The organism is Pseudomonas sp. NPDC090208 (assembly GCF_044746785.1).
Taxonomy (GTDB): domain Bacteria; phylum Pseudomonadota; class Gammaproteobacteria; order Pseudomonadales; family Pseudomonadaceae; genus Aquipseudomonas.
This window is the reverse complement of record NZ_JBIVCU010000021.1, coordinates 77,740-100,868: the sequence shown is the minus strand read 5'-3', so window position 1 is coordinate 100,868 and position 23,129 is coordinate 77,740. Positions and strand designations below refer to the sequence as shown.

Annotated in this window: 23 protein-coding genes; 15 read left to right on the top strand and 8 right to left on the bottom strand. The window is 61.3% G+C overall.

From position 1 onward, the window contains the following. Window positions 1–28: 28 nt before the first annotated feature. The 4 genes from ACIPL0_RS26980 to ACIPL0_RS26965 form a co-directional block, all read right to left on the bottom strand. On the bottom strand, window positions 29–667 hold the full coding sequence (locus ACIPL0_RS26980) for an aldolase (protein ID WP_400601439.1): 639 nt from the start codon (window positions 665–667) through the stop codon (window positions 29–31). After that, on the bottom strand, window positions 664–1,968 hold the full coding sequence (gene otnK / locus ACIPL0_RS26975) for a 3-oxo-tetronate kinase (RefSeq protein WP_400601441.1): 1,305 nt from the start codon (window positions 1,966–1,968) through the stop codon (window positions 664–666). Before otnK ends, ACIPL0_RS26980 begins: the two co-directional genes overlap by 4 nt. A 10-nt stretch (window positions 1,969–1,978) precedes the next feature. Beyond that, window positions 1,979–2,920 carry an L-threonate dehydrogenase gene (ltnD, locus tag ACIPL0_RS26970; protein ID WP_400601599.1) on the bottom strand — a complete coding sequence of 314 codons (942 nt, stop codon included), beginning with the start codon at window positions 2,918–2,920 and terminating at the stop codon, window positions 1,979–1,981. Between the two features lie 307 nt (window positions 2,921–3,227). After that, window positions 3,228–4,043: a DeoR/GlpR family DNA-binding transcription regulator gene (locus ACIPL0_RS26965; RefSeq protein WP_400601442.1), complete on the bottom strand. Its 816-nt coding sequence runs from the start codon at window positions 4,041–4,043 to the stop codon at window positions 3,228–3,230. Window positions 4,044–4,390: 347 nt separating this feature from the next. Between ACIPL0_RS26965 and ACIPL0_RS26960 the strand changes: the two genes are divergently transcribed. The 5 genes from ACIPL0_RS26960 to ACIPL0_RS26940 all read left to right on the top strand — a co-directional run bounded on the left by ACIPL0_RS26960 (window position 4,391) and on the right by ACIPL0_RS26940 (window position 7,371). Next, the gene (locus ACIPL0_RS26960; RefSeq protein WP_400601444.1) at window positions 4,391–5,233 is read left to right on the top strand and encodes a hypothetical protein; all 843 of its coding nucleotides are present in this window, start codon (window positions 4,391–4,393) and stop codon (window positions 5,231–5,233) included. Window positions 5,234–5,238: 5 nt separating this feature from the next. Continuing rightward, window positions 5,239–5,604 carry a hypothetical protein gene (locus ACIPL0_RS26955; protein ID WP_400601446.1) on the top strand — a complete coding sequence of 122 codons (366 nt, stop codon included), beginning with the start codon at window positions 5,239–5,241 and terminating at the stop codon, window positions 5,602–5,604. 75 nt (window positions 5,605–5,679) lie between these two features. Then, window positions 5,680–6,519 (top strand): EamA family transporter, encoded by an 840-nt coding sequence (locus ACIPL0_RS26950; RefSeq protein WP_400601448.1) that lies wholly within the window; start codon window positions 5,680–5,682, stop codon window positions 6,517–6,519. A gap of 16 nt (window positions 6,520–6,535) precedes the next feature. Beyond that, a complete protein-coding gene (locus tag ACIPL0_RS26945) occupies window positions 6,536–6,922 on the top strand; it encodes an MAPEG family protein (protein ID WP_400601450.1) in 387 nt (128 codons plus the stop codon). Next, the gene (locus tag ACIPL0_RS26940) at window positions 6,922–7,371 is read left to right on the top strand and encodes a c-type cytochrome (protein WP_400601452.1); all 450 of its coding nucleotides are present in this window, start codon (window positions 6,922–6,924) and stop codon (window positions 7,369–7,371) included. The genes ACIPL0_RS26945 and ACIPL0_RS26940 overlap by 1 nt, the downstream gene beginning before the upstream one ends. A gap of 117 nt (window positions 7,372–7,488) precedes the next feature. On the opposite strand, the gene ACIPL0_RS26935 is transcribed toward ACIPL0_RS26940, so the two are convergent. Next, window positions 7,489–7,908: a DUF1090 domain-containing protein gene (locus tag ACIPL0_RS26935; RefSeq protein WP_400601453.1), complete on the bottom strand. Its 420-nt coding sequence runs from the start codon at window positions 7,906–7,908 to the stop codon at window positions 7,489–7,491. Between the two features lie 60 nt (window positions 7,909–7,968). Next, a complete protein-coding gene (gene ligB / locus ACIPL0_RS26930; protein ID WP_400601455.1) occupies window positions 7,969–9,654 on the bottom strand; it encodes an NAD-dependent DNA ligase LigB in 1,686 nt (561 codons plus the stop codon). 190 nt (window positions 9,655–9,844) lie between these two features. On the opposite strand from ligB, the gene ACIPL0_RS26925 reads away from it, so the two are divergent. Further along, a complete protein-coding gene (locus tag ACIPL0_RS26925; protein WP_400601457.1) occupies window positions 9,845–10,465 on the top strand; it encodes a LysE family translocator in 621 nt (206 codons plus the stop codon). Window positions 10,466–10,685: 220 nt separating this feature from the next. On the opposite strand, the gene metK is transcribed toward ACIPL0_RS26925, so the two are convergent. After that, on the bottom strand, window positions 10,686–11,876 hold the full coding sequence (gene metK / locus ACIPL0_RS26920) for a methionine adenosyltransferase (protein ID WP_400601459.1): 1,191 nt from the start codon (window positions 11,874–11,876) through the stop codon (window positions 10,686–10,688). 20 nt (window positions 11,877–11,896) lie between these two features. Continuing rightward, on the bottom strand, window positions 11,897–12,892 hold the full coding sequence (locus ACIPL0_RS26915; RefSeq protein WP_400601461.1) for an ArsR/SmtB family transcription factor: 996 nt from the start codon (window positions 12,890–12,892) through the stop codon (window positions 11,897–11,899). A gap of 270 nt (window positions 12,893–13,162) precedes the next feature. On the opposite strand from ACIPL0_RS26915, the gene tkt reads away from it, so the two are divergent. The 9 genes from tkt (at window position 13,163) to ACIPL0_RS26870 (ending at window position 23,113) form a co-directional block, all read left to right on the top strand. Beyond that, window positions 13,163–15,160, top strand: a complete 1,998-nt coding sequence (gene tkt, locus ACIPL0_RS26910; RefSeq protein WP_400601463.1) for a transketolase — start codon at window positions 13,163–13,165, stop codon at window positions 15,158–15,160. A gap of 133 nt (window positions 15,161–15,293) precedes the next feature. Continuing rightward, window positions 15,294–16,343, top strand: a complete 1,050-nt coding sequence (epd, locus tag ACIPL0_RS26905) for an erythrose-4-phosphate dehydrogenase (protein ID WP_400601465.1) — start codon at window positions 15,294–15,296, stop codon at window positions 16,341–16,343. A gap of 17 nt (window positions 16,344–16,360) precedes the next feature. After that, the gene (locus ACIPL0_RS26900; protein WP_400601467.1) at window positions 16,361–17,524 is read left to right on the top strand and encodes a phosphoglycerate kinase; all 1,164 of its coding nucleotides are present in this window, start codon (window positions 16,361–16,363) and stop codon (window positions 17,522–17,524) included. A 28-nt stretch (window positions 17,525–17,552) separates the two neighbouring features. Next, on the top strand, window positions 17,553–17,780 hold the full coding sequence (locus ACIPL0_RS26895) for a hypothetical protein (RefSeq protein WP_400601469.1): 228 nt from the start codon (window positions 17,553–17,555) through the stop codon (window positions 17,778–17,780). Between the two features lie 99 nt (window positions 17,781–17,879). After that, complete coding sequence (locus tag ACIPL0_RS26890) at window positions 17,880–18,203, top strand: MliC family protein (protein WP_400601471.1); 324 nt, start codon at window positions 17,880–17,882, stop codon at window positions 18,201–18,203. A gap of 126 nt (window positions 18,204–18,329) precedes the next feature. After that, window positions 18,330–19,394 (top strand): class II fructose-bisphosphate aldolase, encoded by a 1,065-nt coding sequence (gene fba / locus ACIPL0_RS26885; protein WP_400601473.1) that lies wholly within the window; start codon window positions 18,330–18,332, stop codon window positions 19,392–19,394. Between the two features lie 398 nt (window positions 19,395–19,792). Further along, the gene (locus ACIPL0_RS26880) at window positions 19,793–20,812 is read left to right on the top strand and encodes a PdxA family protein (RefSeq protein WP_400601475.1); all 1,020 of its coding nucleotides are present in this window, start codon (window positions 19,793–19,795) and stop codon (window positions 20,810–20,812) included. A 72-nt stretch (window positions 20,813–20,884) separates the two neighbouring features. Further along, window positions 20,885–21,763 carry an alpha/beta fold hydrolase gene (locus ACIPL0_RS26875; protein WP_400601477.1) on the top strand — a complete coding sequence of 293 codons (879 nt, stop codon included), beginning with the start codon at window positions 20,885–20,887 and terminating at the stop codon, window positions 21,761–21,763. Between the two features lie 81 nt (window positions 21,764–21,844). Then, on the top strand, window positions 21,845–23,113 hold the full coding sequence (locus ACIPL0_RS26870) for an MFS transporter (RefSeq protein WP_400601479.1): 1,269 nt from the start codon (window positions 21,845–21,847) through the stop codon (window positions 23,111–23,113). Window positions 23,114–23,129: the final 16 nt, after the last annotated feature.

The window sequence follows — 23,129 nt, the reverse complement described above, 5'->3', positions numbered from 1 at the left end:
GCCTCCGGTGAAACTCAGTGGGAACGGGTTACCAGGTCACGCCGAAGGCCTGACGCAGATCTTCCAGTGCCGCTGCGTCCAGCGGTTCGGGCTTCGGATTGCTCATCAGCCACAGGCGTGCGGTCTCTTCCAGCTCTTCCAGGGCATAGGCGGCCTTGGCGACAGAGCTTTCCCAGACCACCGGGCCCAGACGTTCGAGCATCACGCCGCGCACGCTGTTGGCCAGCTTCGCCACCTGCTCGGCGACTTTCGGCGAACCGGGACGCTCGTAGCTGATCAGCGGGATGTGACCGACCTTCATCACCTGATACGGGGTGATCGGCGGCAGGATGTCGTCCGGTTGCCAGACGCCGGCCAGGGTCAGCGCCACCAGATGCGTGGAGTGGGTGTGAACCACGCCGCCGACGCCCGGATTGCGGTCGTAGACTTCGCGGTGCAGCATCAGGGTTTTCGACGGCTTGTCGCCCGACACCCATTCGCCGGCCAGATTGACCTTGGCGATGGCCGCCGGGTCGAGGCGGCCCAGGCAGGCGTCGGTCGGGGTGATCAGCCAGCCGTCGTCCAGGCGGGCGCTGATGTTGCCCGCGCTGCCAACGGTGTAGCCACGGCCGAACAGCAGGCGGCCGATGTCGCAGATTTCTTCGCGCAGTTTGCTTTCGGCACTCATTGGGCGGCTCCTTTGGCGGAGCCGGCCAGTTGCTTGAGGGCTTTGTCAAAGAAGTCGCGGCCACCGAAGTTGCCGGATTTCAGCGCCAGGGCCAGCGGCTGAGCGCCACTGCTGATGGTCGCCGGTACACCCGGATCGATCTGCGCGCCGATTTTCAGCAGGCTCACGCCCAGCGCCTGAACCACGGCACCGGAAGTTTCACCGCCGGCCACCACGAAACGTTTCACGCCGGATTCCAGCAGGCCTTTGGCGATCTTGCCGAGGGCATCTTCGACCATGGCGCCAGCGCGCTCGACGCCGAGCTTCTGTTGTACGGCCTTGACTTCGTCCGGGCTGCTGGTGGCGTAGATCAGTACGGTCTGACCAGCATTGCGGGCAAACGCCAGAGCGTCTTCGACCACCGGCTTGCCGTCAGCCAGGGCCAGTGGGTCGATGCGCAGGGCAGGGCGACCGGCTTCCAGCCAGGCAGCCACCTGACCGTTGGTGGCGACCGAGGCGCTGCCGGCCAGTACCACTTCACCGCCGTCGACCTGCTCCAGCTGAGCCGCGTCGATATCACGCAGTTTGCCAGCCTTGCGGAAGTTGCCCGGCAGGCCCAGCGCCAGACCCGAGCCGCCTGTCAGCAGCGGCAGGTCGGCGCAGGCTTCGCCGAGGGTGTACAGGTCGGCGTCGGACAGTGCGTCGGCAATCGCCATGACCACACCTTCGGCGCGCAATTCGGCGATGCGTGCGCGGATCTTGTCGGCACCCTGAGCCACGCTGTCGTAACGCAACAGGCCGACCTTTTTGGCGGTCTGCGATTGCAGCACGCGCACCAGGTTGGCGTCGGTCATGGGCGTCAGCGGATGGTTCTGCATGCCGCATTCGTTGAGCAGTTGATCCTGCACGAACAGGTGGCCGCGGAAGATGGTCCGGCCGTTTTCCGGGAATGCCGGGCAGGCCAGAGTGAAATCGCTGTCCAGTGCTTCCAGCAAAGCTTCGCTGACCTGGCCGATGTTGCCTTTGGCGGTCGAGTCGAAGGTCGAGCAGTACTTAAAGAAAATCTGCTCGCAGCCGCGATCACGCAGCCATTGCAGCGCTTCCAGCGATTCGGCAACCGCTTCGGCGGCCGGCGTGGTGCGCGATTTCAAGGCAATGACGATGGCGTCGGCGTCCAGTTCGGCGAGGCTGTCGCCGCTGGGAATGCCGATGCTTTGCACGGTGCGCATGCCGCCGCGTACCAGCATGTTGGCGAGGTCGGTGGCGCCGGTGAAGTCATCGGCGATGCAGCCCAGCAGAGGGCGCGGAGTCGTGGTGCTCATCGGCAGCTCCTCAGTCGTTCGCGGCTTTGGCGCCAGGCAGGGTGATGCCCGGGAAAATCTTGATCACGGCAGAGTCGTCTTCGCGGCCGAAACCGGCGGTCGAGGCCTGCATGAACATCTGGTGCGCGGTGGACGACAGCGGCAGCGGGAATTTGCTGGCGCGGGCGGTATCCAGTACCAGGCCCAGGTCCTTGACGAAGATATCCACAGCCGACAGTGGCGCGTAATCGGCCTTGAGGATGTGCGGCACGCGGTTTTCAAACATCCACGAGTTGCCGGCGCTGTTGGTGATCACTTCGTACAGGGCGTCGGCATCGACACCCTCACGCAGACCCAGGGCCATGGCTTCGGCACTGGCAGCGATGTGTACGCCGGCCAGCAACTGGTTGATGATTTTGACTTTCGAGCCCAGGCCGTGGACGTCGCCCAGGCGATAGACCTTGCCGGCCATGCCGTTGAGCACGGCGTCAGCCTTGGCGTAGGAGTCGGCAGGACCGGAGGTCATCATGGTCATCTGGCCGGCTGCGGCCTTGGCGGCACCGCCGGAGATCGGCGCATCGAGGTACAGCAGACCTTTTTCGGTCAGGCGCTGGCCCAGCTCGATGGCGAAGGTCGGTGCGACGGTGGCGCAACCGATGACCAGGCTGCCGGCTTTCAGCGCGGCAACGGCGCCGTTCTCGCCAAACAGTACGGTTTCGGTCTGCTCGGCATTGACCACTACGGTGATGATCACGTCGCAGGCAGCGGCCATGGCGGCCGGAGAGGCGCAGGCCACACCGCCTTCGCTGGCGAACTGCGCGGTCACTTCGGCACGCACGTCACAGGCATGCACATTGAAGCCACTGCGCAGCAGCGAACGGGCAATGCCCAGTCCCATGGCGCCCAAACCAATGACGCCGACGTTCTTGTTATTCATGAGCCTCTCCTCGGGTTGAGCGCGAGAATGAGTCAGCGCCCAACGGGTGTGTGTTCTGATCTGTTAAAGATAGTGAACCTGTGAGCGGATAATGTGAAGTAATTTTTCAGGTTAACAAAAGTTAACATTGATCGTTTTTTGCACAAATGAAAAAGCCCCGGCTTTAGGCCGGGGCTTTGCAGGAGGGATACAGACTTCTGTAGGAGCGTGGCTTGTCCCGCGACCGGCTGCGAAGCAGTCGTAAAACCTGACAATCAGGTATTCCTGACACACCGCATGCACAGGATTTACGACGGGTTCCCCGCCGGTCGCAGGACAAGCCAGCTCCTACAGGGAATTGCATTCAGTTCGAGATCGACGCCAACATCAACTCCACCCCCTGCGCCCGAATGCTGTCAGCGGCACCCTGAGCCAACCCGTCGTCACTGACGATGGTGTCGAACTGCTCAAGCCCCGCGACCTTGTACATGCCGAAGGTGCCGTACTTGGAGCTGGTCGTCAGCAGCACACAGCGTGACGCCGACTGCATCGCTGCCTGCTTGACCTCGACCTTGAGCGCCGACGGTGTCGTCGTGCCGCGCTGCAAATCCCACGAACTGGTGGACATGAACGCCAAGTCAGTCGCCAGATGGCGCAAAGTCGCTGCCGCCAGTCCGCCGACACACGACCGGTTCGGGTGATCGAGCAACCCACCGGTGTGAATCACATCGACATGTGTTGCGTCGGCCAGCGCATTGACCACGCCAAAATCGTTGGTCACCACGGTCATGCCCGACAGCGCGGCAATATAGGGGACCAGCTCCAACGTACTGGTGCCAGCGTCCAGATAAACCGTCATTTCCGGGTGCAGCAAGGTCGCCGCCAGCTTCGCCATCGCCTGCTTGTGCGGCAACTCGACCACCGCCTTGGACTGATGGCTCGGCTCGCTGTGCACCTGGCTGGCAATCCGCACCCCACCGGTCACCGAATAGGCCCGACCGCTCTGCTCAAGCAGCGCGATATCGCGGCGAACGGTCATGTGCGAACAGTCGAACATCTCCATCAATTGATGCACGCTGAGCACCTGATGCTTGCGCAACTGACGCAGCATCAACTCCCGACGCTGATCGGGAATCATGGGCGCTGCACCACTCGGGGTGGTGTCTTCTTCGCTGGACATTCAGGCTCCTGGTCAATCGGGGACGGTCCTTGATGACCGTGATGGCTGGCATCTTAGCCAATCGCGGCAGATTTGAAAGGTGTGCAGGTTATGGACCTTTCGCTCGCCTTGCGCGGCTGTGGTCACGTGGTTTTGAGCCACTGGCTCTGCAGTATTAATTTTTTGAAAGTCTGCTTGATCCTTTAATTTTGTAAGGTTTTTCTCCTTGATAAGTGAGAAATAAATATTTTTGCGGAAAGTCGAGATTTGCTCACGTGTTTGTCTTGCGGTTTATGTTGTGGATTGGAAATATTCGCGAGCTTTGAGTTCTTCGTTCTGCTTGCTGATTCGTTTGGAGGAGAAATTGCATGAACACACAGATGGTATTGGATGGAAGAAACCATACCCTTACGACTGAAGATAGTAGATTGACTATTACCCTACACGAAGGATTCATGCATTTTGGGGAGGATTACCAAGTCTTTCCTCCTAACGCATGGGTTGTGACTCGGGATAATGGGGTGCCGTTGTTCGCTGTCAGGCCAAAGAAAGGAGAGAGGAGTTGCGCAATTATCAAAGCCACGGCTCTCTACAGAGAGAAGATACAGTGGTTTGAACCGCTGGCAGATAATTACAGAGAGCTCGTTTGGGTCAATCCCGATTGCAATGTCAGTGGCAGCGAGGCGGCAAGAGCGTTCAAGCATGTCAGTTGGTCTGACATTGCGAATTTTTCCATGGTGGACAGGATGTCCATCAGCTTCAGTTCAGGTATGGCAGGCGACTGGAAAGCTAGTGCCCAAGGAGGCGACGGCTACCTAATGGCTTTTGTCGAGGGGCTACCGTTCTGGTCTGATGCGCTGGGACAAATTCCTTTTGCGGTGGATACGTTTCGTATGTACCTGGAGCGCCTGGGTGATCTGGAGGCTGCTATTGTCGAGACGGTAAAAACAGGTATTGAGTATGGGGATGGCAACCCTCTGCTTCCGGGAGCAGACCCGACCAACGAATACGACAATTACATGGTCTTGCGAGGGGCATTGTGGGCATCCGAAAATTTCAAGCTGTCGGAGCATACACAAAGAGTGGAGGGCAATATCATGTCGAGGTCCGTTACCACTAAATCTACGGTTTTCATTGACTCATCAACTCTACGGCTAAGGAGCTCTGTCGATAAAGCGGCATTTGCTCGCTTTGGAGCATGGCGCAAATGAGATCGATGTTGTGGGTTCATGCTCTATTGCGCATTAGCCTTTGTTTTCTCTATCCGTTAGCAATATCCTGCTCTTTCTCGCTGTATAAATCGCTGGGTGGTGTCATTCTGTCGAGAGGTGTGAGTGCAGGAATGGCTACCCAGCTTGTTGTGATTGTTTTTGCTGTTATAAATTTTTCGTTAATGGCGGTGTTTAGTTTGAAAGCTCGACTGGCGACAATGATGGTTTTCTCAGTCGCTGTCTTGGTGTGGCTGTATTCTTATCATCCGCTACGAGCGTTGATGTTTGTAGGACTGGCTGTGGTGTTGATGTTGTCAGCCGAGTGGATCCTGTCTTTGTTTTCCAGGGTGCTCGTAGAAAAGCGGTCATAAGGCATTTGTAATGCTATTGCCGAGATTGCTTCTGTACACTCCGACTTCTCAATAACAAAGCGTAGTGAGCATTTTGTGCTGGCAACAACGTTGGTCCTGATCGCAGCCGTGCTGCACGCTACCTGGAATACCCTCGTCAAATTCAGCGGTGAGCGTCTGTTGGTGATTGCCAGCATGGACGTCGTCGCGTTCGTGCTGGCGGTGGTTGCGTTGGGTTTTGTCACGCCGCCGCCGTTGGCGATCTGGCCGTGGCTGGTGGCGTCGGCGCTGTTCGAGCTGCTGTATCGCGGGCTGTTGATCCGGGCGTACAAGGTCGGTGATCTGGGGCTGGTGTATCCGTTGATGCGCGGGCTGTCGCCGTTGGTGGTGCTCGCGCTGACCCTGAGCTTTGCCGGTGAGGCGCTGACCACGCAGCAGATTCTCGGCATTCTGCTGATTCCCGCCGGCATGGTCTGTCTGTTGTGGCAGGGCGGTGGTGGTGACCGTTTGCCGTGGGGGATGTTGCCGGTGGTGGGGCTGATCGGCCTGTGCATCGGCTGTTACACCTGGATCGACGGACAGGCCCTCAAGCTAGGTGTGGCACCGCTGGATTATCTGGTCTGGCTGACCTTTATCAGCGCCTGGCCGTTTCCGCTGCTGGCGCTGGTCAGCAAGCGCCCGGCCTTCACCCTGTTCTGGCGTGAGCAATGGCGGCTGGGGCTGGCGGTCGGTGTTTGCGTGCTGCTCAGCTATGCGCTGGTGTTGTGGGCGATGCAGCTAGGTTCTGTGGCGGAAGCGGCGGCCCTGCGTGAAGTCAGCGTGGTGCTGGTGGTGCTGTTCGGCATGCGCTACCTGAAAGAACCTTTCGGCGGCCCGCGGCTCTTAGCCTGTGGGCTGGTATTGGCCGGGATGCTCTTAATGAAACTGAAATTTTGAAAAGGATGCTGCCGCTATGACCGTTGCTTTCTGGTGCGTATTGATCGTGATCGTGTTGCCGGTGGTCTGCGCCGCGATTGCCAAGTTCGGCAGTGGCCGCTTCGCGCTGCGCGACAACCATAACCCGCGTGATTTTCTCGACCGCCTCGAAGGCCTGCCGCGGCGTGCCCATGCTGCGCAGCAGAACAGCTTCGAAGCGATTCCCGGCTTTGCCGCCGGGGTGATCATTGCCCACGTCGCCAACGTCGCCGAACTGGTGACCATCGATGTGCTGGCCGTGCTGTTCGTCACCAGCCGCCTGCTGTACATCATCTTCTACCTGACCGACCTCGCCGCGCTGCGTTCGCTGGTGTGGTTCATCGGCTTCGGTCTGGTGATCGCGCTGTTCGGTATTTCGATCTGATGGTGCTGCGACGTTTCAGCGTGCTGTTGCTGGCCGTGCTGTGCCTGAGCGCCTGCGGAGGGATCGACCCCAACTCGCCGCTGGGCCAGCGCAAGGCGATCTTCAAACAGATGCTCAAGACCAGCGAAGACATCGGCGGCATGCTGCGCGGGCGGCTGCCCTTCGACGGTCCAAAGTTCGCTGAGGGGGCGGTGAAGCTCGACACGCTGTCCCACCAGCCGTGGCAGCATTTTCCCGAGGTGAAAGAGTCAGAGCACAGCAGTGCGAAGGATGAGGTCTGGCAGAAGCAGGCACGTTTTCAGGACTTGGCCAAAGTCCTGGAGACCCGCACCGCAGAGCTGGTCATTGCCACGCAGCAACCGCAGCTGACGCCGGCCGGCCTGATTCCGTCGATGAACAATGTGGAAGACGCCTGTGACGCCTGTCACAAGGAGTTTCGCGATCATTGATCGAACACAGGGTCTGTGGGAGCCGGCTTGCTGGCGAAGGCGTCGGGTCTGTGACATCAATGGTGACTGGCCCACCGAGTTCGCCAGCAAGCCGGCTCCTACAAAAACGGTGAGGGCTTATTCATCATCCTCATCCGGCTGCACCTTCTCCAGCTCTTCCTGGGCGTCCTGCAGTTCCTTGCGCGACTCGGCCAGCTTGTCCTTGCGCTTGTTGATCTTGTCCGGATCACCCTTGCTCATGGCCTTGTTCAGGTCGGCCTGGCGGCGGCTGACTTCGCGCTTGGCGTCCAGCACCTTCTGTTCCTGCTGCTTGATCAGGCCTGCATCGGTGCAGTTGGCGGTGACCTCGCTCAGGGCTGTTTCCAGTCCGGCCTGCCGGTCACTGTTGCCGGCGGCCTTGGCCTGTTCGATCTGAGCGCTGATGTCCTGGCGCTTGGCCGCACATCCGCTCAGTTCCGGCGCCTGCTCGGCGGCGAACAGCGGGACCGACAGCAGCCCGCAGGTGGCGAACATCATCAGCCGTGAGATGAATTTCATGAACACTCCTTGAATAACAAAAACCGCGCAGCGGACGTCCGCCTGCACGGGTAACAAAACCTAAAAACCGCTGATCCCTTGCTCCCGCAACTGCGCGCTCAGCGCCTGCACCTGCGGGTGCTGAAAAAAGGCCTGCAATTGTTTCGCCCGGCCCGGGCCAATACCCGGTTCAGCCTGCCATTGCTCGACGCTGCGCGAGGCCAGCGCCGACCATGAATCGCCCAGCGATGCGCCTGCAACAGGCGGCAAGCCGATGGCTTTGAGCCAGATTTCGAACGATTGTTCGCGCGCCCCCTGAAAACTCTTCAGCAGTTTAGCGCTGCTCTGTTCGCCAAGGCCGGGAATGTTAGCAAGCCGTGCACCGTCGAGGTGCATCCAGTCGAGCAGGCCATTGATCTCCCCGGCGTCGATCAGCCTGTCCCAGGTGCCCGGTCCTACCCCTTTCATCGCCAGCCCCTGCTTGCCACTCAGCCACTTCAGACGCTCACGAAACTGGCTGGCGCAACCGTCAACCGGCTGCCAGCAACTGAGCGGGTGAAAGTCCTCTGCCTGCGGACTCACCAGCGCAGCGCGCTCGACGCTGCGCGACACCACTTCGTCCAGCCGCGGAATGGTCAGCCCGGCCAGGCTGATCGCCACCTGATCACCGGGGCGAATGTCCATCGCCTGCCAGCGTTTCATCGAGCCGACGCTGATGCGGCTGATCATGCGGTCATCCAGGCGAACCGGTTCCAGCTCCAGCACTGGCGTGATCTTGCCGCTGCGCCCGACGTTGAACTGCACCTGGCGTACCTCGGCCAGTGCCTGGGCAAACGGATACTTCCAGGCGGCGATCCAGTACGGCGCCTTGGCTTGCCAGCGCTCGGCGGCCGGGCGCTGGCCCTGGCGGATCACCACGCCATCACTGGCAAACGGCAGCGGCTGGCGATACCAGTGCTCGCGCCATTGCTGCGCCTGTTCGAAGGTTTCCAGCGGCTCGCTGAACTGTGCGCTGTCCTCGAAACCCAGCGCCCGTAAACCGTCCAGTCGCGCCTGCATATCCGCCGGGCCTTGGGGCCAGTCCCAGACGAACAAGCCCACCTGTCGCGCGTCCTCATCGCTGAATGTGCTCCGCGCCAACAGCCCGGCCACCTTGCTGCGCGCATTCAGGCTGCCTGCGTTCACTTGCACATGCTGATCCAGCCGCCAGTACAACTCGCCCTGCAATACCACATCCGGGTTGCCCGCCAGCCTCTGCGGGATCGCCGGAATTCGCACGGCGTGCGCGCTCCAGTCCTGCCCGCTGATCCCGTCACCACGGCTGATCGCCCGCGCCAGTTGGCCTTTCTCGTACATCAGCGTCACCGCCACGCCATCGACCTTGGGCTGAATCCACAGGTCCTCACGGCCCTTCATCCACGCCCGCACCGCTGCTTCATCGGCCAGCTTGTTCAACCCCGTGTGAGGCACCGGATGCATAAGTGGCCCGGCGGCGGTTTTCAGCGGGTTGTCATCCGCCGTCGTCACTGCCGGAAAACACCCACGCAGATGCTGCAAACGCTGTCGCGACTGGTCGTAGAGCTCGTCGGCGACCAGCGACACGCCCTGACGGTGATAGCTGTCGTCCCAGTGGGCGAGCTGTTGTTGCAGGGTGGTGATTTCTTGCCCGGCGCGGGTGGAGCGCCAGTCGGGGCAGGGGTTGCCGTGGGCACTATTGAAAACAGAGGCCGACAGTACAGCGACAAGTAAACGTGGAACGGACAGCATCGGAGCATCCTTGCCTGGAGGGGGAGTGAGGAAGGTTAGGTCTCACAGCCGCTGCTTCACGGTTCGGCTGGTTACCGGATTTTTCTTCGGCCGATACAGTCAGGGCGTGTTTCGCTGCACAGCTGTCCCTTGAGTGCAGAGAACCTGAGTGCAAAATGGCCTGTACACCTCGCTCAAGAAGGAATGCTCCATGAACCTCTCCACCCTGCTGGTGTTCATCCCCGCCTGCTTCGCCCTGAACATGGCCCCCGGCCCGAACAACCTGCTGTCGATCAGCAATGCCTCACGCTATGGCTTTGTGCGCGCGTGCAGTGGTGGGCTGGGGCGGCTGGTGGCGTTTGCGATCATGATCGCGCTGGCGGCGGTGGGGCTGACGGCGGTGTTGCATACCTCGGAGTTGTTGTTTCACGGGATCAAGTTGCTGGGCGCCGCTTACCTGTTTTATCTGGCGTTGCAGCTGTGGCGGGCGAAGCCTGACGTTGAGGGCGAGCTGAAAGCGGCGGACAAAGGGACGGGCGCGCTGGCACGGCAGGAGTTTCTGGTAGCGATTGGCAATCCCAAGGCGATCCTGCTGTTTACTGCTTTTCTGCCGCAGTTCGTCGATCGCTCCGGAGTGATCACCACCCAGTTCGCGCAATTGGGCGGGATGTTTCTGCTGCTGGAGTGCATCGCGATCGGGCTGTACTGCTACATGGGTATCTACGCGCGGCGGTTGTTTGCCAGACCGAGTGGCAAGCGGTTGTTCAACCGGATCTGTGCGGGGTTGCTGGCGAGCGCAGCGTCGTTTCTGTTGGTGGCACGGCGCGGGTGATGTGCACTTGATTGTAGGAGCTGGCTTGTCCTGCGACCGGCGGGGAACCCGTCGTAAATCCAGACGCATTGGCCGTGTCAGGTGGACCGCGTGCACCGGATTTACGACTGCTACGCAGCCGCTCGCAGGACAAGCCAGCTCCTACAGGGTGCGCCCATGAAAAAGCCCCTGACGGCTCGCACCGTCAGGGGCTTCTTGTAATCGGCGCTAAACGCGGTGATTACAGGCCGGCAGCGGCGCGCAGGGCGGCGGCGCGGTCGGTTTTTTCCCAGGTGAACGTGGTGAAGGTGTCGTCACCCACGGTCTTGGTCTGCGGGGTACGGCCGAAGTGACCGTAAGCAGCGGTTTCCTGGTACATCGGGTGCAGCAGGTCGAGCATTTTGGTGATCGCGTATGGACGCAGGTCGAAGTGCTCGCGGACCAGTTTGATGATCTTGTCATCGCTGATCTTGCCGGTGCCGAAGGTGTTCAGCGAGATCGAAGTCGGCTGGGCAACGCCGATGGCGTAGGAGACCTGGATCTCGCAGCGCTCGGCCAGGCCAGCAGCGACGATGTTCTTGGCCACGTAACGACCGGCGTAGGCGGCCGAACGGTCAACCTTCGATGGATCCTTGCCGGAGAAGGCGCCGCCGCCGTGACGAGCCATGCCGCCGTAGCTGTCGACGATGATCTTGCGACCGGTCAGACCGCAGTCGCCCACCGGGCCGCCGATGATGAACTGGCCGGTCGGGTTGATGTGGAACTGGGTGTCCTTGTGCAGCAGTTCGGCAGGCAGTACGTGCTTGACGATCAGCTCCATCACGCCATCGCGCAGGTCGGCGTAGGAAACATCCGGGTTGTGCTGGGTGGACAGAACGACCGCGTCGATGCCGACCACGATGCCGTTTTCATAGCGGCAGGTGACCTGGGATTTGGCGTCCGGACGCAGCCATGGCAGCAGGCCCGATTTGCGGGCTTCGGCCTGGCGCTGCACCAACTGGTGCGAGAAGGCGATCGGCGCCGGCATCAGCGCGGCGGTTTCGTTGCTGGCGTAGCCGAACATCAGGCCCTGGTCGCCGGCGCCCTGATCTTCTGGCTTGGCACGGTCGACACCCTGGTTGATGTCAGGGGACTGCTTGCCGATGATGTTCATCACGCCGCAGGTCGCGCCGTCGAAACCGACGTCGGAGCTGGTGTAGCCGATGTCGCTGATCACGTCGCGAACGATCTGCTCCAGGTCGACCCAGGCACTGGTGGTGACTTCACCGGCGACGATGGCCACGCCGGTCTTGACCAGAGTTTCCACGGCAACGCGCGCGTGTTTGTCCTGGGCAATGATGGCGTCCAGCACTGCATCGGAGATCTGGTCGGCGATTTTGTCCGGATGCCCTTCGGACACGGACTCGGAGGTGAAAAGGGAGTATTCGCTCATCTCGACGATTTTCCTGAATGTTACCGATGGTGAGTGTCGCCAGCCGGCCGCTGAAAATGGCGGACCTGGATCTGGAAACCGTTTCGTAAACCTACATACAGACTTTCTCCGGGGACCAGCCCCGCAGCGATGGCCCAGCGGGCCAGATCTTCCTGTTCAAACCCCAACCACAGATCGCCACAGGCCTCCCTGGCCCAGCTCTGGTCGTGGCTGCACAACTCTGTCACCAGCAGGCTGCCGCCCGGTTGCAACAGGTTGGCCAGTTGTTTCAGTGCCTCTGCCGGTGCCGCAAAGTGATGCAGCACCATGTTCAAGACGACGCAGTCTGCCTGCACATTAGCCGTGGACAATGCATCGGCCAGTTTCAGCTCGACGTTAGTCAGGGATTTCTGCGAGCAGATCTTGCGCGCCAGGTCGAGCATCTCCGGGCTGTTGTCGAGCCCTGTGACCTCGCGAAAACGCTGCGCCAGATCGGGCAGAAAACCGCCGTCTCCGGGGCCGACTTCGATCGCCGTGGCCTGGGTGTCGAAGCTCAGTTTGTCCAGCAGCGACAGCAGGCTGTCGCGGTATTGCGGCAGTCCTGCGATCAGGTCCTGCTGGGCACGAAATTTTTCGGCGGTGCGGGCGAAGAAGTCCTGGCTGGCACTGGCGCGTTGCCGATGCACCTGGCCGATGCGCGCCTGCACGTCGTCCGGCAGGGCCAGCGTGTCGACTTCATCGAGCAGTGCCGCGTGCAGCCGGCCACCGGTCTGTTCGACATGGGGCAGGGCGCGGCGATAGAAGATCGCGTTGCCTTCGCGGCGGGTCGCCACCAGCTCGGCTTGGGCCAGCACTTTCAGGTGATGGCTCATGCCCGACTGGCCCATGGCGAAAATCTGCGCCAGCTCCAGCACGCCGAACGAATCGTTGGACAGCACGCGCAACACGTTCAGCCGCAGGGGCTCGCCGGCGGCCTTGCACAAGGCTGCCAGTACGTCCGATTGCTCATGGCTGATGGCGGGTACGCGTAGATTCATAGGGCTGGCAGTCTAGTTACGGACCGGGAGCATCGCAAGACCAATATCAAAAAGTTTTGATATTGGTCGATGGGTGGCGACAATCGGGCGCCGTGATTCCGCCGTTTGACGGCGCAACTCCCTTGCCTGCCCCGCCCGTCACCAGAAAAAACGCCGCCAACGCAGGAAATTCGCGGATCGGGCTGTATCTGTCATTGCCCCGAAGCAGTGCCTGAGGGAAAATGGCCGCCTTTTTCCGATCCCACCTCTATCTGCCTCAGGAGATCAGCGATGCCCAGCCGTCGTGAGCGTGCCAATGCCATTCGTGCCCTCAGCATGGATGCCGTGCAAAAGGCCAACAGCGGCCACCCAGGAGCCCCTATGGGCATGGCGGATATCGCTGAAGTCCTGTGGCGCGACTATCTGAAACACAACCCGGCCAACCCGCTGTTCGCCGACCGTGACCGGTTCATCCTGTCCAACGGCCACGGCTCGATGCTGATCTACTCGCTGCTGCACCTGACCGGTTATGACCTGTCCATCGACGACCTGAAGAACTTCCGTCAGCTGCACAGCCGCACCCCGGGTCACCCGGAATACGGCTACACGCCGGGCGTTGAAACCACCACTGGTCCGCTGGGTCAGGGTTTCGCCAACGCCGTCGGTTTCGCCGTTGCCGAGAAGACGCTGGCTGCCCAGTTCAACCGTCCAGGCCACAACATCGTCGACCACCACACCTACGTGTTCATGGGTGATGGCTGCATGATGGAAGGCATTTCCCACGAAGTCGCTTCGCTGGCCGGCACCCTGCGCCTGAACAAGCTGATCGCCTTCTACGACGACAACGGCATCTCCATCGACGGTGAAGTCGAAGGCTGGTTCACCGACGACACGCCGAAGCGTTTCGAGTCCTACGGCTGGCTGGTGATCCGCAACGTCGACGGCCATGACGCCGACGAGATCAAGACCGCCATCGACACCGCTCGCAAGAGCGACAAGCCGACCCTGATCTGCTGCAAGACCACCATCGGTTTCGGTTCGCCGAACAAGCAGGGCAAGGAAGAGTGCCACGGCGCACCGCTGGGCAACGACGAAATCGCCCTGACCCGTGCCGCGCTGAAATGGACCCACGGTCCGTTCGAAATCCCGGCCGACATCTACGCCGAGTGGAGCGCCAAGGAAAAAGGCCTGGCCGCCGAAGCCGAGTGGGACCAGCGTTTCGCTGCGTACTCCGCTGCTTTCCCTGAGCAGGCCAACGAGCTGATCCGTCGCATGAGCGGCGAACTGCCAGCTGACTTCGCCGAGAAGTCCGCCGCCTACGTCGCTGAAGTCAACGCCAAGGGCGAGACCATCGCCAGCCGTAAAGCCAGCCAGAACGCCCTGAGCGCCTTCGGCCCGCTGCTGCCTGAGTTCCTCGGCGGTTCGGCTGACCTGGCCGGCTCCAACCTGACCATCTGGAAAGGTTGCAAGAGCATCACCGGTGAAGACGCCAGCGGCAACTACCTGCACTACGGTGTGCGTGAGTTCGGCATGGGCGCGATCATGAACGGTATCGCCCTGCACGGCGGTTTCGTGCCGTACGGCGCGACCTTCCTGATCTTCATGGAATACGCCCGCAACGCGGTCCGCATGTCTTCGCTGATGAAGCAGCGTGCGATCTACGTGTTCACCCACGACTCCATCGGTCTGGGCGAAGACGGTCCGACCCACCAGCCGATCGAGCAGCTGACCAGCCTGCGCACCACGCCGAACCTGGACACCTGGCGTCCAGCCGACGCCGTGGAATCGGCCGTGGCCTGGAAACACGCCATCGAGCGCAACGACGGTCCGTCGGCGCTGATCTTCTCCCGTCAGAACCTGCCGCATCAGGCTCGCGACGCTCAGCAACTGGAGAACATCAACCGTGGTGGCTACGTGCTGCGTGACTGCAACGGCGAGCCTGATCTGATCCTGATCGCCACTGGTTCCGAAGTCGGTCTGGCCGTTCAGGCCTTCGACAAGCTGACTGCTGCCGGCAAGAACGTGCGTGTGGTTTCCATGCCATGCACCAGCGTCTTCGAAGCTCAGGACGCCCTGTACAAGCAGTCGGTTCTGCCACTGCAGGTCAGCGCCCGCATCGCCATCGAAGCCGCCCACGCCGACTACTGGTACAAGTACGTCGGTCTGGAAGGCCGCGTGATCGGCATGACCACCTTCGGTGAGTCGGCGCCTGCGCCTGCGCTGTTCGAAGAGTTCGGCTTCACCCTGGACAACGTCATCGGCACGGCTGAAGAGCTGCTGGAAGACTAAAGTCGCTTCAACTGTAGGAGTGAGCTTGCTCGCGATGGGGCGTGTCAGACACTGTGATCGTGACTGACACTCCGCAATCGCGAGCAAGCTCACTCCTACAGGTTCTTTGTGTCATTCAAAACCGAGAACCCTCATGCCTCAGCCACGTCCTTATAAAGTCGCCCTCAATGGTTACGGCCGCATCGGCCGCTGCGTGCTGCGCGCGCTGTGCGAGCGAGGGGCGAAGGCCGGCTTCGAGGTGGTGGCGATCAACGATCTGGCCGACATGGCCAGTCTCGAATACCTCACGCGCTTCGACTCCACCCATGGCCGTTTCCCCGGCGATGTGCGGGTCGAAGGCGATTTTCTGCACATCAACGATCACGTCATCAAAGTGTTCCGCAGCGCGACGCCGGAAGGCATCGACTGGGATGCGCTGGACGTCGATCTGGTGATCGAGTGCTCGGGTGTCTATCACACCCGCGCCGACGGCGAGCGTTTTCTCGCCGCCCGTGCGCCCCGCGTGCTGTTCTCCCACCCGATGGCCAGCGAAGCCGATGTCGACGCGACCATCGTGTACGGCATCAATCAGCAGAAACTGACCGGGGAAGAGCTGCTGATCTCGGCGGCGTCCTGCACCACCAACTGCAGCGTGCCGTTGCTCGACCTGCTGAACCGCGAGCTGGGGCTGGAGTACGTGACCATCACCACGATCCACTCGGCGATGAACGACCAGCCGGTGATCGACGCCTATCACCACGAAGACCTGCGCCGCACGCGCTCGGCCTTCCAGTCGATCATTCCGGTGTCCACCGGTCTGGCCAGAGGTATCGAGCGGCTGCTTCCGGAACTTGCCGGCCGAATTCAGGCCAAAGCAGTTCGGGTACCGACGGTGAACGTCTCCTGCCTGGACATCACCATGGCGGTGGCGCGTGATACCGATGCGACCGAGATCAACCGGATTCTGCGCGAGGCCGCCAGCAGCGGCCCGCTCAAAGGCTTGCTGGCTTACACCGAATTGCCGCACGCCAGTTGTGATTTCAACCACGACCCTCATTCGGCCATCATCGATGCCAGCCAGACCCGGGTTTCCGGGCCGCGACTGGTCAACGTGCTGGCGTGGTTCGACAACGAATGGGGTTTTGCCAACCGAATGCTGGATGTCGCGGACCACTATCTGCGCAGCATCCATAAACAACAGTAAGAAACAGGGAACGCCTCATGACCGTGTTGAAGATGACCGACCTCGATCTGCAAGGTAAGCGCGTATTGATCCGCGAAGACCTTAACGTCCCGGTCAAGGACGGTGTCGTCACCAGCGACGCCCGTATTCTCGCTTCGCTGCCGACCATCAAGCTGGCCCTGGAAAAAGGCGCGGCTGTCATGGTCTGCTCGCACCTGGGTCGTCCGACCGAAGGTGAATTCTCTGCCGAGAACAGCCTCAAGCCTGTGGCTGACTACCTGTCCAAGGCTTTGGGCCGCGAAGTGCCGCTGGTCGCCGAATACCTCGACGGCGTCGACGTGAAGGCCGGCGACATCGTGCTGTTCGAGAACGTGCGCTTCAACAAGGGCGAAAAGAAAAACGCTGACGAACTGGCGCAGAAATACGCTGCCCTGTGCGACGTGTTCGTGATGGACGCTTTCGGCACCGCTCACCGCGCCGAAGGCTCGACCCACGGCGTCGCCAAGTTCGCCAAGGTAGCTGCGGCAGGCCCGCTGCTGGCCGCCGAACTGGACGCACTGGGCAAGGCCCTGGGCAACCCGGCCAAGCCAATGGCCGCCATCGTTGCCGGCTCCAAGGTGTCGACCAAGCTGGACGTGCTCAACAGCCTGAGCACCATTTGTGATCAGCTGATCGTCGGTGGCGGCATCGCCAACACCTTCCTCGCGGCCGCAGGCCACAAGGTCGGCAAGTCGCTGTACGAGCCTGATCTGCTGGACACTGCCAAGGCCATCGCCGCCAAGGTCAGCGTGCCACTGCCGGTCGACGTGGTCGTTGCCAAGCAGTTCGCCGCTGACGCCGAAGCCACCGTCAAGGCCATCGCTGACGTTGCCGACGACGACATGATCCTCGACATCGGCCCGAAAACCGCTGCGCATTTCGCCGATCTGTTGAAATCTTCCAAGACTGTCCTGTGGAACGGCCCGGTCGGCGTGTTCGAGTTCGACCAGTTCGGCGAAGGCACCAAGACCCTGGCCAAGGCGATTGCCGAAAGCCCGGCGTTCTCCATCGCCGGTGGTGGTGACACCCTGGCCGCTATCGACAAATACGGCGTAGGCGAGCAGATTTCCTATATCTCCACCGGCGGCGGTGCGTTCCTCGAATTCGTCGAGGGCAAGGTACTGCCGGCCGTGGAAGTTCTGGAACAACGCGCCAAGGCCTGAATACCGGGCCGGGGTGAAGGGGAGTGACATGCTCAAGCCATTACCGCTGTTGATCATGGCGGGTCTGCTGGTCGGTTGTGCCAGTGAACCGCAGGCACAGACAGCGTCGGACACCGCGCCGGAGCTGCTGCAAGTCAGCTGCTATCAGGCCGGCTGGCAGGCTGAAACCGTGCCGATCGTCTATAAACGTGGCGGGCCCGAGGTGTGGGAGAAGTATGAATTCATGCCTCAGGTCGGGCCGGTAGCCTGTCGCTGAATCTGAACCGACGGCCTGCGCGAACATCAGAAACGGAACTGCCCCTGGCAATCGAAGCGCTGACGCAGGTCGCGCTTCGCAGGGGATCCAGGAGTGGTAATGAAAGGCTTGATTGCCCTTGCGACACTGATGCTGCTGGGCGGTTGTGCCAGCATGAAGGCTTCGGAGCCGGCCGACCCGTGGACCCATTGGGTCTGCGACAGCAAGGCTGAGGTTTACTGGCGTTATGCCGACGCTGCTAAAAAAGAAGTCGAAGTGCGCCTGAACCAGAGCGAGCAGGTGTTCCGCCTGCAGGCTGCGCCGGGTGCGTCCGGCGCGCTGTACAGCAACGGTGTGCTGGCCTTCGACAACCAGGGTAGCGAAGGCCTGGTCTACTGGGACGCCACCAACGATTTGATCGGTCGCGGCTGCAAGGCGCCTTGAGGCGCTGAACGGCGCGAGCGATGCAACACCGGGCGAGTCACAACGTATTACGCCCCTATAATTTGAAAAAGCCGCCGCCATGGCGGGCACACGCGATTAACGACCCTACCGGGAGAGAGACAGACAATGGCACTTATCAGCATGCGCCAGATGTTGGACCACGCCGCCGAATTCGGCTACGGCGTTCCTGCATTCAACGTGAACAACCTGGAACAGATGCGCGCCATTATGGAAGCGGCCGACAAGACCGATTCCCCGGTGATCGTTCAGGCTTCGGCCGGTGCGCGCAAATACGCCGGTGCGCCGTTCCTGCGCCACCTGATCCTGGCCGCGATCGAAGAATTCCCGCACATCCCGGTGGTCATGCACCAGGACCACGGCACCAGCCCTGACATCTGCCAGCGCTCCATGCAACTGGGCTTCAGCTCGGTGATGATGGACGGCTCGCTGGGCACCGACGGCAAGACCCCGACCACCTACGAATACAACGTCGACGTGACCCAGCGCGTAGTCGCCATGGCGCACGCGTGCGGTGTTTCGGTCGAAGGTGAGCTGGGTGTTCTGGGCTCGCTGGAAACCGGCATGGCCGGCGAAGAAGACGGCGTGGGCGCCGAAGGCGTTCTGGACCACAGCCAGATGCTGACCGACCCTGAAGAAGCCGCCGACTTCGTCAAGAAAACCAACGTGGACGCCCTGGCCATCGCCATCGGCACCAGTCACGGTGCGTACAAGTTCACCAAGCCGCCAACCGGCGACATCCTGGCGATCGAACGCATCAAGGAAATCCACAAGCGCATCCCTAACACCCACCTGGTGATGCACGGTTCTTCGTCGGTTCCTCAGGAATGGCTGAAGATCATCAACGAATACGGCGGCGACATCAAAGAAACCTACGGTGTGCCGGTCGAAGAAATCGTTGAAGGCATCAAGCACGGCGTGCGCAAGGTCAACATCGACACCGACCTGCGTCTGGCGTCCACCGGTGCCATCCGTGAGTTCATGGCCAAGAACCGCGCCGAGTTCGACCCGCGCAAATACCTGGCGAAAACCGTTACCGCCATGCGCGACGTGTGCATCGCCCGTTACGAAGCCTTCGGCACCGCCGGCAACGCCTCGAAGATCAAACCGATCTCCCTGGAGCGCATGTTCGAGCGTTATGCCCGTGGCGAGCTGGACGCCAAGGTCAACTGATCGTGAATTGATCGGTCAGCCGACCTGAAAAAAGCCCGCAGCGATGCGGGCTTTTTTGTGCCTGCAGATTATCCGGCGCACATGGGCAGCTGTAGGAGCAATCGGAGGTTACGACGGTCGCGATTTGGGGGGGCAGGAGGAATGTCCATTAGCACAACGCCTGTGGGAGGGAGCCCTGCTCGCGATAGCGTCCTGCCAGTTCATGCGGCAGTGCCTGACCTGACCCTATCGCGAGCAGAGCTCCCTCCCACAAGGAATCGCGTGAATCTGCAATCCGCAGCCGGTCTCGAAAACCACACTCCGTGAATCGCCCTCCCACGCTTTGCGCGTTGTTGCTGCCGGGCACAGGACTAGGATGAGGCTCACTACAACAACAAAACCGGACCGGAGAACACCTGATGAAGCCTCTGATTGGACTAATGCTCGGTGATGTCACAGGCATCGGCCCCGAACTGGTGGTCAAGCTGCTGTCGACGCCCGAAGCGCGGGAGCGGGCTGACGTCGTGATCATCGGTGACGAACGGGTCCTGAAGCTGGGCATGCGCGATGCCGGCATCGACCTTCCGTACACGAAGATTACGCACATCAGTGAGGCTGACCACCGCAGCGTGGCGGTGCCGCTGCTGGATCTGCACAACATCGACCCGGCACTGTACGAACGCGGCCAGGTGAGCGCCGAGTCTGGCCGGCTCACCGGTGAAACCCTGAAAGTCATGACCGACATGGCCCTGGCTGGCAAGCTGGACGGCATCTGCTTCGCGCCGCTGAACAAGGCCGGGCTGCACCGTGGCGGTTGGAACTACCACGACGAACACCAGATGTTCGCCGCCTGGACCGATCATGTCGGCTACTTCGGCGAAGTGAACATCATCCCGCAGTTTTCCACCTTCCGCGTCACTTCCCACGTGGCGCTGCGCAAGGCGGTGGACATGGTCCAGCCGGATCGTATCGAAGGTGCCCTGCGTCTGGCCCACGACACCCTTGGCGCCATGGGCAACAGCAAACCGCGTATTGGCGTGGCGGCGCTCAATCCGCACAACGGCGAGAACGGCCTGTTCGGCGATGAAGAAATCACCATCATCCGCCCGACCCTGGAAAAGCTCCGCGCCAAAGGGCTCGCCAGCGAAGGCCCGTTCCCTTCCGACACCGTGTTCATCAAGGCCCGCAACGGTGATTTCGACGCGGTGGTGATCATGTATCACGACCAGGGACAGATCGCGACCAAGCTGCTCGGCTTCTCCCAGGGCGTGACCCTCACCGGCGGCCTGAAAACCGTGTACGCGACTCCAGCCCACGGCGTGGCCTACGACATCGTCGGCACCGGCAAGGCGGATGTCGGCGCCATGGCCGCTGCCTTCCGGGTCGCCACCGACAACGCCGCCGCCCGCAAGCACAAACGGGAGGCGCTCAGCGCATAGCGACAGGGAATTCATCCGGTTCACAGGACGTTCGTACTCAAGAATAAAACCGATAAAAAAGAGGCTGGCGATATGTTCGAGAATTTCCGCAAGACCACCGTCAAGACCAGCGGCGCCGAGATCGTCACCGTCGTCGGCGGTGAAGGCCCACCCCTGCTGCTGATGCACGGCAACCCGTTCAACCATCTGTCGTGGCACAAGATCGCACCGCGTCTGGCCCGCGACTTCACCGTGGTCTGCACTGACCTGCGCGGCTATGGCGACAGCTCCAAACCGGAAGGTGGCGGCGATCACTCCGATTACTCGTTTCGCGCCATGGCCCAGGATCAGGTCGAAGTCATGCAGTCGCTGGGCTTCGAGCGCTTCAACGCCGCCGGTCACGACCGTGGCGCCCGCGTGCTGCACCGCATGTGCCTGGATCACCCGGAAAAGGTGCTCAAGGCCGGCTTCGTCGACATGCTGCCGCAGCACCACCTGCTCAATAACGTCACCCGGCAATGGGGCAAATTCTCCTGGCACTGGTTCTTCATGGCTCAGGATTACCCGACCCCGGAGCGGATGATGGATGCCGATCCCGAGTTCTTCATCCTGCGCAAACTGTCGAAGACCGCTCAGGGCACCGCGTTCTTCGGGCCCGAGGCGCTGGCGGATTACATCCGTTGCATCAAGAACCCGGCCACCACCCACGCCATGTGCGAGGACTATCGGGCGACCTTCGGCATCGATCTGGACATGGACACCGCTGACTTCGAGGCCGGACGCCGGGTCGATGTGCCGGCGCTGATTCTCTGGGGCGAAAAGGGCGGCGTGGGTCGCAATCACAACGCCGCCGAAGTCTGGGGCCGTTACGCGAGCAACATCGTGCAGACGGCCACGGTGCCCTCGGGCCATTACCTGCAGGAGGAATGCCCCGACGAAACCTATGAAGTCCTGCAGGGCTTTTTCAAGTAAGTCGCCGTTGTGTGAAGTAGCGACGCGGGCCGCTGGAAACAGCAGCCCGTTCCACGAGAACGATAAGAACAGGTGGATAAAATGTTACCGACTCATGCGCAAAAGCGCAGGGCGACACTGACTTTCGTGTTGCTCTGCGTCATGGCTTTCATCATGTACGTGGACCGCACCAATCTGGCGGTGGCCGCGCCCACCATCAGCAAGGAGCTGGGCTTCAGCAACACCAATCTGGGCATGATGTTCTCGGCCTTCGCCATCGCCTACAGCTGCTTCATGATCCCCGGCGGCTGGCTCAGCGACCGTATCGGTTCACGCAAGGCGATGCTGCTGTACGGCGTGATCTGGTCGGTGGCGACCATCGCCACCGGGCTGGTCAGCGGCCTGATCGTGCTGGTCATCGCCCGCTTCGTGGTCGGTGTCGGTGAGGCGCCGATCTATCCGACCGCCGCGAGAATGATCGCCCGGGCCATCCCGGTGACTCAGCGCGGTACGGCCCAGGGCGTCATGCACGCTTCCGGACGTCTGGCGAATGCGCTGGCGCCGCTGATCGTGACGTTCCTGATCCTGCAATTCTCCTGGCGCATGGCGTTCATCATTCTTGGCGTGCTGACGCTGATCTACATGTTCGTCATGTACTTCATCCTCGGCGAGTCGAAGAAACAGGTCGAAGCCGTGGTGATGGAGCCTGTGCGGGTAGCCCCGCCGGTACATTGGCCAACCATGCTGCGCAAGGTCTGGCCAGCAGCGGCCACCTGCTTCTGCCATGGTTGGGTGCTGTGGTTCTTCCTCAACTGGATTCCGTCGTTCTTCACCCAGCGCTATGGCATGGACCTGTCCAAGACCGCGCTGTTTTCCACCTTCGTGCTGTTGGGCGGTACGGTCGGCACGGCGGTCGGCGGGATGCTCTCGGACTGGCGTTTCAAGGTCACCGGCAACAAGCTGCGCTCACGGCGTGACCTGATCATCTTCGGCTTTCTTGCATCGATCATCGGCCTCATTCCGCTGATGTTCACGCAGAACATCTATATCTGTGCGGCGGGCCTGAGCTTCTCGTTCTTCTGTTCGGAACTGGCGGATTCGCCACTGTGGGTGATCGGCACCGAGGTGTCCCACGAACATTCCGCGACTTCCAGTGCCTGCACCTTCTTCGGCATGGCCGTGGCGGGGGCGGTATCGCCGGTGGTGATCGGCTGGCTGCTGGATGTCACCGGGACCAACTGGACGGCGGCGTTCACCGCCTCGATCTCGGTGGTGCTGCTGGGGCCGGTGCTGGCGATGTTCATCAAGCTGGATGATGAGCCGCAGGTCAGCGTCGAAGCCCGGCCCGCAGGAAAGCGAGTCACTGCCTAGAACCGTGGATGGACTC